We start from the raw sequence: 13,823 nt of genomic DNA on the forward strand, positions 1-13,823 counted from the left end.
GGTGGCCGGGCCGACGGTCGAGCGCGCCCACTCAGCGGGACAGCCTCCGGGCAGAAACTGGAATTCGTACTAGTTTTGCGCTCTCGGTGATTACCCGTCACTGATCACCGTCATCCCGTACAAGGACAACCGCCGTCCCGTACAAGGACAGAGGGAGCCGCATCATGAGCGTGACGCACAGCCTGGAGGGGCGCACCGCCATCGTCACCGGCGCAGGTTCCGGCCTCGGCAGGGCCGAGGCACTGGCCGTTGCTGCCAGGGGCGCCGACGTGGTGGTGAACGATGTAGGCCCGGCAGCCAAGGACGTCGTCGCCGAGATCAAGGCCCTCGGCCGCGGCGCCGTCGCGGTCATCGGAGACGTCGGCGACTGGTCCATGGGTGACCGGCTCGTGGAGGCGGCGGTGGAGAGCTTCGGCGGTCTCGACATCCTCGTCAACAACGCCGGAGTCCTGCGCGACAAGATGCTGTTCAACCTCACCGAGTCCGACTGGGACGACGTGATCCGGGTCCACCTGAAGGGGCACGCGGCCGTCTCCCGGGCCGCGGCCGCGCACTGGCGGGCGGCGAGCAAGGCCGCAGGCGGCCCCGTGTACGGCCGGATCATCAACACCTCTTCCGAGGCCTTCCTGTTCGGCGCCCCCGGGCAGCCCAACTACTCGGCGGCCAAGGCCGGCATCACCGCCCTGACGCTGGCCACCGCGCAGGGCCTCGCCCGTTACGGCGTACGGGCCAACGCGATCTGTCCGCGCGCCCGCACCGCGATGACGGCGCAGGCCTTCGGCGCCGGTGACCAGGACGTCACGGGCGGACTCGACATCATGGCGCCGGAGCGGGTCGGCACCTTCGTCGCGCACCTGGCGTCGCCCGCCTCGGACGAGATCACCGGGCAGGTGTTCGTCGTCTACGGCGACATGGTCGCGCTGATGGCCGCCCCCACCGTGGAACGGAAGTTCACCGCGGCCGACGGCGTGTTCACCCCCGAAGAGCTCGACGAGCAGCTCACGGCCCACTTCAAGGGCCGTGACCCGTACCGGACGTATGCCGCCTACTCGGTGGCCGAACTCGACACCACGGGGACGCAGCCCACCGGCGCGCGCTGAGCGGCACCGGCGCGAGGCTCGCCCGTGGCCTGCTCAGCCCGTGTCCTCCTCGGGCGCGAGCAGCAGCTCGCAGGCCATGCGCAGGTCGGCGTCCGCCTCGGCCGGCGAGGATCGTTCGTTGAGGCGGGACTGCAGGACGCCGTACCAGAGCAAGGTGAGCAGCCGGATACGGCTGCGGTGCTGCTCCGTCGGCTCCTCCACGCCCCAGGCCCTGAGCAGCAGGTCCTGGAAACCGGTGTCCACGCGCGCGAGGTCGGGGACGGTGGTGGCCCGCGCCGCGTTCGCCGACTGGATCATCGCGGTAGCCAGTTCGGGTTTCCGCAGCAGATTGCGGGTGGCGCCGGCCAGCGCGGCGAACACCGCGTCCCCAGGCGGGCTGTCGGGCGCACGATCGGGCAGCCGCGCCCCGAACCGCTCGATCTGCTCGGCCATCACGGCGGTGAACAGATGGGTCTTCGAGGGGAAGTAGCGATAGAGCGTTGCGATCGCCACGCCCGACGCCTTGGCGACCTCGTGCATCTGCACACGCTCAAGACCCGTCTCCGCGGCGATCGCCTCGGCGGCCTTCAGGATGCGCCGACGACGCGCGTGCTGCCTCGGAGAGCTGGGCTCGGCACCCGCCCTGGCCTCGGCGATTCTCGGCATCCCGCACCCCCGGAGATCAGTCGATGAACGATCCCCGACCTTACGCCGCTCGCGCCCGCCACGTCAGTCCGAGCCCCGGTCATCCCCGGGACGCTACCGGTCGGTGGGACGGGCCCCGCCTCCGCCGCGGACGGCCTGGACACCATGGTCAACGAAAAGATCGGGCGGCACGGCGACGCCTGCGCGTACTCGGGGGCCGCCTGCCGGCCGGCCGGCACCCAGGTGGAGGAGCAGACTGCCATCGGGCCACTCCACCGAACCCCGCGCACGACTGTCTGCGGTCCTGCTCGGCGACCGGGAGCAGGACCGCAGGAGGCCTTCCTCACCCATGGCCGGAACGGTGTCAGACGCGGCTCTCGCCTCCGCGTCCGATCGCAAGGCTCTACGCCGCGCGCAGTACCGGTGCCGTTGGGCCGGGCACGTCTGTCCGGCCTCGACGTCCCGCTCGGTTCGGCCCCCGGCGTTCCCCTCGCTCGCCGTACGAGACAGGCGAGGGCCGCGTGACGCCGTTCGGGCGCGTCACTGAGACCCGTCGTACGAGCGACCGCCGTCAGCAACGGAACCACCCCGCAACGTCCCGGCCAGTGGGAGCCCGAAACCGGTGCCGCGCGGACCGGTCCTATGTTCAGCGCAACCGGGACGCGACAGAAGGGAAGCCGATGCTCGACAAGGGTGTGTACGGGCCGTGGGCCGTCGTCGCCGGAGGGTCCGAGGGAGTAGGCGCCTCGTTCGCCCGCCAACTCGCGGACGCCGGCGTCAATCTGGTGCTCATCGCCCGCAAGCCGGAACCCTTGCGGCGGACCGCGGAGGAGGCCAGGGCGCGCGGCGTCGAGGTGCGCACCCTCGCCCTCGACCTGCTCGCGCCCGACGCGGTAATGCGGATCCGCACGGCGACCGAGGACCTGGAGGTGGGCCTGCTCATCTTCAACGCCGGGGCCAACAGCTACGGACACGAGTTCGTCAGCGGAGACCTGGACCGCGTCCAGGGCGTCCTGGACCTCAACATCACCGCCCAGCTGGCCCTCGCCCACCACTTCGGCGGCCTCATGAAGGACCGCGGGCGGGGCGGCATCCTGCTGGTCGGCTCCCTCTCCGGCTACCTCGGACAGGCCACGATCAGCGTCTACTCGGCGGCGAAGGCCTTCAGCCGGGTCTTCGCCGAGGGGCTCTGGCTCGAACTCCAGCCGCACGGCGTACACGTCCTGGAACTGGTACTGGGCGTGACGCGCACCCCCGCCATGGAGCGGGCCGGTCTGCGCATGGACCTGCCGGGGTTGCGCGTCGCCGAACCCGACGACGTGGCCCGTGAGGGCCTTGAGCGGCTCGCGGACGGCCCCGTGTGGGTGGCCGGCGGCAACGCTGAGACGGCCGAGCGTCGCAGTGGCTTTCCGCGTGCCGAACTGGTGCGTGGCGCGCACGAGGCGTCCCGTCGGCTGCTTCCCGCCGTGGGCAAGTGATGGACCAGGCCGATGGCCGGCTGACTCTTCCTCGGGTGCTCGCCCGTACCGTCGCGGACCACCCCGGGGTCGAGGCAGTCGTGGACGCCGAAGTGCGGCTGACATACGGGGACTTGGGCGAGGCCGTGCACCAGACCGGCAAGTCCTTGATCGCGCTGGGTGTGTCGCACGGCGACCGAGTCGCACTCTGGGCACCCAACAGTCACCGTTGGGTGGTCGCGGCACTGGCGGCCACCGGCATCGGCGCGATCCTGGTGCCCGTCAACACCCGCTACAAGGGAGACGAGGCCCGCTGGGTCCTGGAGAAGAGCGGGGCGCGCCTGCTCCTCGTCGACAACGGCTTCCTCGGCCACGACTACCTGGCCATGCTGGGCGCCGGACCCGACCGCACCGCACCGGTGCCAGGCCTGCCCGACCTCACGGACGTGGTGCTGATCGGCGGCGCCGACAACCCCGGCACCACAGGGTGGGACGCCTTCCTGCGCCTGGGCCGCACCGTCCCCGACGCCACCGCCGCGGCGCGGTCCGAGGCCGTCGCCCCCGACGACCCCTCGGACCTGCTCTTCACCTCTGGGACGACCGGCCGCCCCAAGGGTGCACTGACCACTCACCGGCAGAACCTGCTGACCTACCGCGCCTGGTGCGGACGCACCGGAGTGACCCGCGGCGACCGCTATCTGATCGTCAACCCCCTTTTCCACTGCTTCGGTTACAAGGCGGGTGTGCTCGCCTGCGTCTTGCAGGGCACCACGATGGTGCTGCAGGCCGTCTTCGACACGACCCGCACCATGTCCCTCATCGAGACCGAGCGGATCACCGTCCTGCCGGGACCGCCGACCATCTACACCTCGCTCCTCGACGCCCCCGGACGCGACCGGTTCGATCTCACCTCGCTGCGCCTCGCGGTCACCGGCTCCGCCGTCGTACCCGTCACCCTTGTACGGAGGGTGCGCGCCGAACTCTTCCCCGAGGTGCTCACCGCGTACGGACTCACCGAGAGCTGTGGGACGGTGACCGCCTGCTCGGCCGGGGACGACGACGAGACGGTCGCCCTGACCGTCGGCCGTCCCCTGGACGGCGTCGAGGTCGTGGTGGCCGACCCCACGGGGCGGCGGCTGCCCGCTGGGCAGGACGGCGAAATCCTGGTCCGCGGCTTCAACGTGATGCTCGGCTATCTCGACCAGCCCCCGGACGCCCCGTCGGCCGTCGACCCGGACGGCTGGCTCGCCACCGGCGACATCGGGCGCCTCGACGAACGGGGCAATCTGACGATCACCGGTCGGTCCAAGGACATGTTCGTCGTGGGCGGCTTCAACGTGTACCCGGCGGAGATCGAGCAGGTGCTCACCCGGCACGGTGCCGTCGCCGAGGCAGCTGTGGTCGGTGCCCCCGACGCCCGCCTCGGCGAAGTCGGCCGGGCCTATGTGACCCTTCGCCCCGGTGCACCGGCCGACGCCGCCGAACTCATCGGCTTCTGCCGCGAACGGCTGGCCAACTTCAAGGTCCCCCGCGAGGTCGTCGTCCTCGACGCCTTCCCCCGCAACGCTTCCGGGAAGATCCACAAGGCCGGACTGCGGCACCCATGACGCCGCGACACGACACCTGGACATCGCACGACACGGAGGTCGCCACGATGGGCAACGAGGTTCTGGATTCGGTGCGCACCCTGCTCCCCGGCCTCGTGGAGCGGGCGGTCGCCGCCGACGAGGCGCGGCGGATCCCCGAGCGCACGGTCCGCGAACTCACCGACGCGGGCGTCTTCCGGATGCTCCAGCCCCGCCGCTACGGCGGTTTGGAGAGCGATCCGGTCGATTTCTACGCGGTGGTACGCGAGATCTCCGCCGTGTGCTGCTCCACCGGCTGGGTGGCGTCGGTGCTCGGCGTGCACCCCTGGCAGCTCGGCCTGTTCGCCGAGCGTGCACAGGACGAGGTCTGGGGCGACGACCGGGACACCCTGGTGTCCTCGGCCTATGCCCCCGTGGGGCGGCTCACCCCGGTCGACGGCGGCTACCGGCTCACCGGCAGGTGGAGTTTCTCCTCCGGTTGTGAGCACGCCGAGTGGGTGCTGCTCGGTGCCCTCGTGGTCGGTGCGCAGGGGCGGCCGGTGGACTTCCTCACCGTCCTGGTGCCCCGGCCCGACTACCGCATCGAGGACGTCTGGGACGTGGTCGGTCTGCGCGGCACCGCGAGCAACGACATCCTCGTCGACGACACCTTCGTCCCGGCCCACCGGGTGATCCGCAACTACGAGCAGGCGCAACTGAAGGGGCCGGGCCAGAAGGTCAACCGAGGCCCCCTCTACAGGCTGCCGTTCGGTGCGATCTTCACCAGTGCCGTCACCGCGCCGGTGATCGGGGCCGTCTCCGGCGGATTCGAGTCGTACGTCTCGCTGATGAAGGAGCGGGTCCGCCTCAGCATGGGTGGTGGCCGGTTCGCCGAGGACCCCTTCGCCCAGGTCGCCATCGCACGGGCGGCGTCCGACATCGACGCGACGGTGCTGCAGATGGACCGCAACCTGCGTGAACTGGCCGAACTGGCCGCAAATGGGCGGGAGATCCCGATGGAGTTGCGGCTGCGGACCCGACGGGACCAGGTCAGGGGCACCGAGCGGGCTGTGGCTGCGATCGATCTGCTGTTCAAGACGGCGGGCGGCCATTCGCTGCGGCGCGGCAACCCCATCGAGCGGGCCTGGCGCGACGCCCACGCCGGCAGCGTCCACGTGGCCAACGACGTGGAACGTGCCCTGGCCATGTACGGCCGCGGGGTCTTCGGCCTGGCAGTCGAGGACAACCTGGTCTGACCGCTCGGCACCGCCTGAACCCCGGCCTCAGGACCTGTTCCTGAGGCCGGGGTTCAGGCGGTGCCGACTTGTCCTTCCGGCACGTCAGCCGGTGGTGTTCCGCCGCGCCGCGAGGTAGCGGGCGGGAACCTCTCCGCCGCCGTGCACGGCGAGGTCCGCCCCGTTGACGTACCCGGACAGATCGTCGGCGAGGAACAAGCAGGCGTGGGCCACGTCCTCGGGAACGGCCATCCGCTCCATGGGGATGACGCCGGCCACGGCGGCCCCGCCGTCCTCTCCGTAGACTTCGGCGGCGCTCTCGGTGCGGATGAGGCCGGTGGTGATGTGGTTGACCCGCACCTGTGGTGCCCACTCCAGGGCCAACGCCCTGGTCAGTGCGAGGAGTCCGGCTTTGGCAGCGGTGTAGGCGGCTGTGCCCGGCTGCGGGTCGTGAGCCGAGACGCTGCCGATGTTGATCACCGTGCCGCCCCTCTCCTGGTCCCGCATGACCCTGTTGGCGGCCTGCGCGACGTAGAACGGGGCGAGCAGATTGAGCGCGACGATCTTCTCGACAAAGCGGGGTGAGACGGTGGCCGAGTCCGCGTCGGGCGAGCCGCCCGCGTTGTTGATGAGCACGTCGAGCCGGCCGAACCGGTCCACCGTGCCGGCGACCAGACCGGCTGCCGCCGCGGGATCGCGGACATCGCACGGCAGGAACACCGCCTCGCGCCCACCCCCCTGGGGCGGCGATGTGGGAGAACGACGCCCGCAGACGACGACCGTTGCACCGGTGCGGAGAAACGCCTCGGCGATCGTCGCGCCGATCCCCTTGGTGCCGCCCGTGACCAGTACCACGCGATCCGTGAAGTCCGGCGGACTGCCCATGTTCATGTCGCCTCGGTCCTTTCTGAAATCGTTCGGAGGGTGCGGCCGGGTGGTGCCAGGTGCCTGGGTGCAGAGCCGAAGAGGAAGGCGCGGCAGTGCGGCCGGCTCCTCATCGGCGGCGCAGGCCGTGCCGAGCGCTGCCGAACGTGCCGACTCCACCAGGACGTACGCATCAACGAGCCGGTGCTTGACGGCCGCAGCCATCCGCCGATTCGCCCTGCACCCCGCCGTACAGGAGAGCGGGTGACTCGGGGCGGCCGTCGAGGATCCGGTTCGTGCGGGTCGTGACCAGCCAGCCGGTGTCCGATCGCCGCAGCCGCCAGAGGTTGGCGGTCGCCCGCCGCACCACGTACCGGCCGTCATCGTGGACCACCATCAGTGAGTGGCACACGGCGATGGCGGTGTCCCCGTCCACCGTGATGTGCGCTGGGCCGACGACGTGCGCGCAGCCGGCCCGTATCCAGCCCTGGTGTGCGGCGGAACGCACCATGGCGTCTATCTCGTCACGGCCGCTGAGGTAGAGCTCGTCGATGTCGTAAACACCGTCCGGCTCCCAGAGTCCTGCTACCTCGGCCGCGCGCCCGCTGTCGACGAGCGGGCCGTACGACGCCATGAGGCGGGCGATGTCGCGTTCGTCCTCGAGCCGGCGCAGCCGCGCCTCAAGTGCGGCAAGGCCGTCCGCTGCCACAGGATTTGAACGATCGGTCACGGTGTCTCCCTCTCGGGTCGTGGGCGGGAGGGGCAACGAATCAGGACAGGGGAGCGGCCAGGGCGGCGAGCGCCTCGGCCTGCTCGATGTAGTGGTCCGCCGATTCGGCGGTCAGCGCCACGCTCACCAGCGTCGCTCCTGCCTCGGCGGCCCTTTGAAGTGCCGCCGAAGTCCGACTCGCGTCCCCCGAGGGATCGAGCGGCCGGCCCGCGCTGAGCACCACCTCGAACCCCTCGGGCAGGTCCGCGGCGCCGACCATCTCGCCGAGCCGGTCGAGCGGCAGGCCGAAGGGCACCCAGCCGTCGCCGTGGGTCACGGCCCGGCGCAGCGAGCGCGGGGTGCGTCCCCCGATCCACAGCGGGACGCGGTCCTGGACGGCATGTGGTTCCACCACGAAACCCTCGTAGTCGAAGTGCTCGCCGTGGTAGGCGGGCTCGCGCCGGGACAGGCTCGCGCGCAGCGCCGCGATGGCCTCGTCGGCGATCGCCCCACGACCCTCGAAGGCCGCGCCGAGCAGCTCGAACTCCTCTTGCAGGCTGCCGACCCCGAGGCCGAGGACCAGGCGGCCGCCCGAGATCCGGTCCAGGGTGCCGTAGCGCTTGGCGAGGGCGAGCGGGTGGTGGTAGCCGAGGACCAGGACCTGGGTCGCGAAGCGGATCCGACGGGTGCGGGCGGCGAGATGGCCGAACGTCGCGAGCGGATCCCAATAAGTCCCTCCCCGCTGTTCGGCGATATCCGCGGGGACCGCGACGTGTTCGGAACAGGTCAGATGGTGGAAGCCGAGCCGGTCGGCGGCCTCGGCGATCGCCGCGAGCTCCTCGATACCGGCGGTGCGCTCCCACGGGGAGTGCGCACCAGGAACGGCCGTGACGACGGGGCTGGTGATTCCGAGTCGCATGGACACCTCTCTGAAGCGGCTGGTTGGGCCCATCTCATCGGGTGTGTCCGGTCGGGCGCGGCGCGCGTCCCGGTGGGCGGGAACCCGACGAGCGCGTCCCGATGGGGCGGGCGTCGAACGGCGGCCGAAGTCCCCCTGCCGCGCACGGATACAGGGGCGGTCACCGTCCCATTCACTGGGAACCCGCCCGCCCGGCGCGGGATCGGTTGACGATCGTGTACCGGTCGCTGCGGAAAGGAGCACCGTGCGCAGACCGTCGGGGGTGCGAGAGCCCGCCGAGCCCAACTCGGCCAAGCAGCAGGAGCGGTACGCCCGAATGCTGCGTGCGGCCGGTCGACTCGGCGCACAGCACGGCTTGGAGCGGATGCAGATGCACGACGTGGCACGGGACGCGGGCGTCGCGATCGCCACGCTCTACCGCTACTTCCCCTCCAAGACCCACCTGTTCGCCGCGCTCATGCATGACCGGGTCCGCCGCCTCGACGCCGAAAGTCCGTCGCCACCACCGGACCTCAGCCCTGTCGAAGCCGTCGTGCAGCTCCTGGTGAAGGCCGGCGGCCAGCTCTTCGAGCAGCCACGCCTTGCGCTCGCGATGATGCAGTCCAACAACGCCGCGAGCGTCGGCGATGCGCCCGGGGTGCGGCAGACGGACGAGATCGTCCGTGATCTGGTGCTGCGCACCGCCTCCGTCACCGACCCCACCGACCGGGAACTGCGGGCGGTGCGCATCCTGGAACTGGCCTGGTACGGGCTTCTCACGACGGTGCTTTACGAGAGGTCGTCGGCCGCGGACGCACAGGAAGGCGTGCGCCTGGCCTGCAGCCTGCTGCTCGGCCCGGTCATCGGTGACCGCCGCACTTGATCTGCTGGACAGGCGCCGGCCCGTCCGGTGAGCGGGAGCGCGCAGGGCGCTGCCCTGCGGTCCGAACTAGCGTAAGGATCAACCGAGTCGAGGAGAACCCATGCCGCGCTGTGCCGTCGTAACCGGAGCAGGATCCGGGATCGGAGCCGCTGTGACCGCTCTGCTGAGGTCACAGGGGGACCGGGTCGTCGGAGTGGATCTGCGGGGTGCCGAGATGGAGGCCGACCTGGCCACGCCGGAGGGACGCGCACGGGCGGCACGGGCTGTCTCCGACGCCGGCGGGGGCGTCATCGACACCGTGATCACCTGCGCCGGCACGTCGGTGCCGGGCGAGGGCATGGTGACCGTCAACTACTTCGGTACGACCGAGTTCGTCACCGCCCTCCAACCGGCGCTCGCCGCGTCGACCGCACCCCGGGTGGTCGTGATCGGCTCCATCTCCGGCACCCAGCCGGCGGACGAGGCCGTGGTCGGCGCCCTGCTCGCCGCCGAAGAGGAGACCGCACTGCAGTACGCCCGAACCGCGATCGCGGAAGGACGCGAGCGGCAGCTCTACCCCTCGTCCAAGTCGGCGCTGGCCCAGTGGGCCCGGCGTACCGCGGTCGCCGTGGGATGGGCCGACACGGGCATCCCGGTGAACGTCGTCGCGCCCGGCATCGTGCTGACCCCCATGAGCGCGGGCCTCTTCGACGACCCCGAGATGAAGCGGGTGATGGACACGGCGGTGCCCATGCCGCTCAACGGCTACCTGAAGCCCGAGGACGTCGCCCGTGCGGTGGCGTTCCTGGCCTCGGAGTCGAACACCCACATCACCGGGCAGGTGCTCTACGTCGATGGCGGCGCCGAGACCACCCTGCGCGCCCCCTCGCTGTTCTGAGCCGCTGACAGGGCCCCTCCCTACGGAGGGGCCCTGTCAGCGGCTCAGGGCTGCACGGCCCGCCGCAGCACTTTGCCCGTAGCGTTGCGGGGCAGGCTCTCGGTCGTCAGACGCCAGTGCTTCGGCACCTTGAAGTAGGCCAACTCCTCCGCGACGCGGTCCCGCAGACTCTCCTCGGAGAGGCCTGCGCCCGGCTCGGTCACCACCACGGCAGCGACCTCCTGCCCCAGGTCCGGATGCGGAACGCCGATGACCAGGCACTCGCGTACGCCAGGATGGTCGGCGATGACGGTCTCGATCTCGGCCGGGTAGACGTTCTCACCGCCCCGGATGATCAGGTCGGAGCGGCGGCTGACGAGGTACAGACGGCCGTCCTCAAGCCGGCCGAGATCGCCGGTGCGCAGCCAGCGGTCCGCGTCGAGGGCCTCCTCGGTGGCCTCGGGATCGCCCCAGTAGCCCAGCATGTTGAAGGCGCTGCGGACGCAGACCTCGCCCTCCTCGCCGTCGGGCAGCACCTGCCCGGCGGGGTCGCGGATCTCCAGGCAGACGCCGGTGACCGGTCGGCCCAGCGTGCCGGGGGTCTCCAACAGGTCCTGCGGGGACGCTGCGGCGATCGCGGTGCAGGACTCGGTCAGGCCGTAGCTGTCGACAAGGGAGTCCTTGGCGAACGGCAGCTGCTTGCGCAGTCGTTCCTTGAACTCCGTGGAAGACGGCGCGGAGGCCAGCGAGAACGCGGTCAGCGACGACGTGTCGTAGGCATCGGTGCCACCGTGCTCAAGGAGCCGGTGGGCCATCGTGGGCACCGCGCCCCAGTTCGTCACGCGTTCGCGCTCCACCATGCCGAGGACCGCGTCCACGTCGAAGGCGCCCTGATGCAGTGCGATCCGGCTGCCGGTCGCGAGCCGGGGCACCGCGAGGTTGTGCAGGCTCGCGATGTGGAACAGCGGCAGGACGAGCAGGTAGACACGGTCCTTCGCGGCCGGCGGGTCGCCGAATTCCTCAAGGAGCGCGTCGTTGAGCCGGTGGTACTCCACGACCGAGAGCAGATTGCGGTGGGTGTGGACGGCGCCTTTGGGGCGTCCGGAGGTGCCGGAGGTATAGAGGATGACGGCCGGGTCGTCCTCGGCGACATTGGCGGAGGGCAGCGGCTCGTCCGCGTACTGGGTGCAGAAGCGCGCGATGTCGTTCTCCATTGAGAGCAACGGCACCGCGCAGTCCTTGAGTTTCGGCCGCTGCCTGGTGTCCGTGACGACCAGGGACGGTGCCGCGTTCTCGACCCCGTAGGCGAGTTCGCGGGGTGACCACCAGGCGTTGAAGCCGACGGACACGGCGCCGATCGACACGGTGGCCCAGAACGTCAAGATCCACTCGGGTGAATTGGCCGCGGCGATCGCGACCCGGTCGCCCTTGCCGATCCCGTACTCCTCGCGCAGGGCGCGTGCCAGCGAGGCGACCCGGTCGGCGTGCTCGGCGAACGTGATCCGACGGTCGGCCGTGACGATGTAGTCCCGGTCGCCGTGGTCGACGGACTCGTGCAGCACCTCGTGCAGCGCACGCCGCCGGTGCGTGAACACCGGCAGGCGGGTGCCCAGAACTTCCGTGTCGGCGAGTTCGAACCGACCGCCCGGTGCGGTGAGTTCGTCGAGAACGGCGCGGGCGGTGGTGCGTCGGTCCTTGGCGCTGGGCATCGAGGACTCCTCTGGGGCGTCGGCGGACTCCACTGGGATCGCGGTCCGGCCAGTGTCGGCCCATTCCGCGCCGTCGGCCCCCACCAGGTTCCGGTCACTGGGACGGCGCTCCGACGCAGCGGCCGGTCCACTCTCCGGCGGACAGTCGCGCGCGGTGCCGACAGCATCGATTCCCGGTCAGTGGGATGCGTCACGTCGGCCGGATTCGACCGCCGTAGCGTCCCCCACCTGATGCGGCCCGGGGCCCAGTCGAGACGCCCCGCCCGGTCCCTTCCCCACTGCGCGCCACAGGACTACTGGAGGAAGACATGAAGCGAGCACCACGGGTGCACGCCCGCACCGCCGCAGCCCTCGTGGCCATGGGCCTGCTCACCTCCGCGTGCGTCTCGCCAGGCGAGGCCGACGGCGGCAACGAGCAGAAGGCCGAACGCGGCCGCTACGAGTTCGGCATCATCGGCAACCAGGGCAAGGCCGGAAAACCGGTACGCGGCGGCACCCTGCACTTCGCCGACTACACCGAGGCCCGCAGCCTCAGCCCGGCCGCCACCTACGCCACGGGCGCGTCCGGCGGCTCCGCTCTCGCCGCCGTCTACGACGTACTGATGCGTTACGACACCAAGGCCGAGAAGTACGAGCCGTGGCTGGCGAAATCCCTGAAGAGCAGCAAGGACTCCAAGACCTGGACGCTCCGGCTGCGCGAGGACGTCACCTTCTCCGACGGCACCCCGCTGAACGCGAAGGCTGTCGTCGGCAGCATCGAGTGGTACCAGGAGAGCAAGGGCGCCGATGCCACGTTGCTCGCCGCGAACATCGCCGAGACCAGCGCGCCCGACGACCACACCGTGGTCTTCACGATGCGCAGAGCCTGGGCGGGATTCCCGGCCCGGCTCGCGCAGGCACCCGGCATGATCGTGGCGCCCGCCGCGCGGGCCGGCAAGACGTTCAAGCCGATCGGCGCGGGCCCCTTCACCCTCCAGAAGCACGCCCCGCAGGAAGAGATGGTCCTCAAGGCCAACAAGGACTACTGGAAGGGCGAGCCCTACCTCGACGCGCTGCGGTTCACGTGGCCGAACTCGGACCGGGCCAAGCTGGAGGCGCTGGAGGACGGCGGCGCCGACGTCACGTACGTGCGCAGCCCCGAGGTGGTCGACGAGGCCGTGAAGGCCGGTCATCCGGGCGAGCTCACCCTGACCGGTCTGGGCAACATGGTCACCATCAACACCCGTAAGGGCAGGCCCGGTCAGGACATCCGGGTCCGCAAGGCAGTCGCCTTCGCCCTCGACCCGGTGCTCGACACCAAGCGCAGCTATCAGGGCAAGGGGCTGCCCGGACAGGAGCTGTTCCCGCCCGAGTCGCGGTGGCACTCGAAGGTCGAGCCGCTCGGCGTGGACCTCGCAGCGGCGAAGAAGCTCCTGGCGGCGGCCAAGAAGGACGGCTACGACGGCACCATCACCTACATGGACGGCACCGACCCGGTCGCGCGTGCCAAAGCCGTCGTCACCAAAGCCCAGCTCGAACGCGTCGGTTTCAAGGTGAAGCTCGACCTGGTCTCCTCGACGGCCGACCGCGTGTCCAAGACCTACGTCGACCACGACTTCGACCTCAGCCGCGGAGCGGCCAGCGTCTCCGAGGGCGACCCCTTCCACCGGCTGCAGAGCGTCCTGGACTCCAAGAGCTACGGAAACCCCGGCGGCTACGCCGACGCCGAGATGGACGAGCTGCTCGTACAGCTGCAGGGCGCGGCGAGCGATCAGGAGAAGCAGCAGGCCCTCGACGCGGTGCAGCGACGGATCAACGAGACGGTGCCGGTGGCGAATCTGGGGGCCAGCGCGGCCTTCACCGCCTGGGGCAAGGACGTGCACGGCATCGTGCCCACCGACGAGTACATGGCCCTGTTCGGCGAGGCGTGGCTCAGCAAGTGAG

Annotated in this window: 12 protein-coding genes; 7 read left to right on the forward strand and 5 right to left on the reverse strand. The window is 70.8% G+C overall.

Features of this window, described 5'->3' with window-relative positions:
- Window positions 1–164: 164 nt before the first annotated feature.
- On the forward strand, window positions 165–1,100 hold the full coding sequence (locus QIT00_RS27225; protein WP_282538063.1) for a 3-oxoacyl-ACP reductase: 936 nt from the start codon (window positions 165–167) through the stop codon (window positions 1,098–1,100).
- Between the two features lie 33 nt (window positions 1,101–1,133).
- Here the strand turns inward: QIT00_RS27225 and QIT00_RS27230 are convergent, their stop codons facing one another.
- A complete protein-coding gene (locus QIT00_RS27230; protein ID WP_282538064.1) occupies window positions 1,134–1,745 on the reverse strand; it encodes a TetR family transcriptional regulator in 612 nt (203 codons plus the stop codon).
- Window positions 1,746–2,404: 659 nt separating this feature from the next.
- Between QIT00_RS27230 and QIT00_RS27235 the strand changes: the two genes are divergently transcribed.
- From QIT00_RS27235 to hsaA, 3 genes are read left to right on the forward strand one after another with little or no spacing between them, the layout of a single operon-like run.
- Window positions 2,405–3,202: an SDR family NAD(P)-dependent oxidoreductase gene (locus tag QIT00_RS27235; RefSeq protein ID WP_282538065.1), complete on the forward strand. Its 798-nt coding sequence runs from the start codon at window positions 2,405–2,407 to the stop codon at window positions 3,200–3,202.
- Between the two features lie 35 nt (window positions 3,203–3,237).
- Entirely contained in the window at window positions 3,238–4,788 is a 1,551-nt protein-coding gene (locus QIT00_RS27240; RefSeq protein WP_282538066.1) for a FadD3 family acyl-CoA ligase, read from the forward strand.
- Complete coding sequence (hsaA, locus tag QIT00_RS27245) at window positions 4,785–6,002, forward strand: 3-hydroxy-9,10-secoandrosta-1,3,5(10)-triene-9,17-dione monooxygenase oxygenase subunit (RefSeq protein WP_456316492.1); 1,218 nt, start codon at window positions 4,785–4,787, stop codon at window positions 6,000–6,002. The genes QIT00_RS27240 and hsaA overlap by 4 nt, the downstream gene beginning before the upstream one ends.
- Window positions 6,003–6,086: 84 nt before the next feature.
- Here hsaA and QIT00_RS27250 read toward each other — a convergent pair whose 3' ends face one another.
- The 3 genes from QIT00_RS27250 to QIT00_RS27260 all read right to left on the reverse strand — a co-directional run bounded on the left by QIT00_RS27250 (window position 6,087) and on the right by QIT00_RS27260 (window position 8,473).
- The gene (locus QIT00_RS27250; RefSeq protein WP_282538067.1) at window positions 6,087–6,872 is read right to left on the reverse strand and encodes an SDR family oxidoreductase; all 786 of its coding nucleotides are present in this window, start codon (window positions 6,870–6,872) and stop codon (window positions 6,087–6,089) included.
- A 166-nt stretch (window positions 6,873–7,038) separates the two neighbouring features.
- Window positions 7,039–7,575, reverse strand: a complete 537-nt coding sequence (locus QIT00_RS27255) for a nuclear transport factor 2 family protein (RefSeq protein WP_282538068.1) — start codon at window positions 7,573–7,575, stop codon at window positions 7,039–7,041.
- 40 nt (window positions 7,576–7,615) lie between these two features.
- The gene (locus QIT00_RS27260; RefSeq protein ID WP_282538069.1) at window positions 7,616–8,473 is read right to left on the reverse strand and encodes an LLM class F420-dependent oxidoreductase; all 858 of its coding nucleotides are present in this window, start codon (window positions 8,471–8,473) and stop codon (window positions 7,616–7,618) included.
- A gap of 244 nt (window positions 8,474–8,717) precedes the next feature.
- On the opposite strand from QIT00_RS27260, the gene QIT00_RS27265 reads away from it, so the two are divergent.
- Window positions 8,718–9,335 (forward strand): TetR family transcriptional regulator, encoded by a 618-nt coding sequence (locus tag QIT00_RS27265; protein WP_282538070.1) that lies wholly within the window; start codon window positions 8,718–8,720, stop codon window positions 9,333–9,335.
- A gap of 100 nt (window positions 9,336–9,435) precedes the next feature.
- Window positions 9,436–10,212, forward strand: coding sequence for an SDR family oxidoreductase (locus QIT00_RS27270; protein WP_349017205.1), 777 nt, complete (start codon window positions 9,436–9,438; stop codon window positions 10,210–10,212).
- Between the two features lie 44 nt (window positions 10,213–10,256).
- Here QIT00_RS27270 and QIT00_RS27275 read toward each other — a convergent pair whose 3' ends face one another.
- The gene (locus QIT00_RS27275) at window positions 10,257–11,900 is read right to left on the reverse strand and encodes a class I adenylate-forming enzyme family protein (RefSeq protein ID WP_282538072.1); all 1,644 of its coding nucleotides are present in this window, start codon (window positions 11,898–11,900) and stop codon (window positions 10,257–10,259) included.
- 308 nt (window positions 11,901–12,208) lie between these two features.
- On the opposite strand from QIT00_RS27275, the gene QIT00_RS27280 reads away from it, so the two are divergent.
- Entirely contained in the window at window positions 12,209–13,822 is a 1,614-nt protein-coding gene (locus QIT00_RS27280) for an ABC transporter substrate-binding protein (RefSeq protein WP_282538073.1), read from the forward strand.
- Window position 13,823 lies beyond the last annotated feature (1 nt).

Origin of the sequence: Streptomyces luteolus, from assembly GCF_029968015.1 — a bacterium.
Classification (GTDB): domain Bacteria; phylum Actinomycetota; class Actinomycetes; order Streptomycetales; family Streptomycetaceae; genus Streptomyces; species Streptomyces luteolus.

What these genes read in the sequence shown, in the direction of transcription:
- QIT00_RS27250 (WP_282538067.1), bottom strand. Translation starts at nt 6,872, where the DNA reads ATGAACATGGGCAGTCCGCCGGACTTCACGGATCGCGTGGTACTGGTC.
- QIT00_RS27275 (WP_282538072.1), bottom strand. Translation starts at nt 11,900, where the DNA reads ATGCCCAGCGCCAAGGACCGACGCACCACCGCCCGCGCCGTTCTCGAC.
- QIT00_RS27270 (WP_349017205.1), top strand. Translation starts at nt 9,436, where the DNA reads ATGCCGCGCTGTGCCGTCGTAACCGGAGCAGGATCCGGGATCGGAGCC.
- QIT00_RS27230 (WP_282538064.1), bottom strand. Translation starts at nt 1,745, where the DNA reads ATGCCGAGAATCGCCGAGGCCAGGGCGGGTGCCGAGCCCAGCTCTCCG.
- QIT00_RS27280 (WP_282538073.1), top strand. Translation starts at nt 12,209, where the DNA reads ATGAAGCGAGCACCACGGGTGCACGCCCGCACCGCCGCAGCCCTCGTG.
- QIT00_RS27260 (WP_282538069.1), bottom strand. Translation starts at nt 8,473, where the DNA reads ATGCGACTCGGAATCACCAGCCCCGTCGTCACGGCCGTTCCTGGTGCG.
- QIT00_RS27225 (WP_282538063.1), top strand. Translation starts at nt 165, where the DNA reads ATGAGCGTGACGCACAGCCTGGAGGGGCGCACCGCCATCGTCACCGGC.
- QIT00_RS27235 (WP_282538065.1), top strand. Translation starts at nt 2,405, where the DNA reads ATGCTCGACAAGGGTGTGTACGGGCCGTGGGCCGTCGTCGCCGGAGGG.
- hsaA (WP_456316492.1), top strand. Translation starts at nt 4,785, where the DNA reads ATGACGCCGCGACACGACACCTGGACATCGCACGACACGGAGGTCGCC.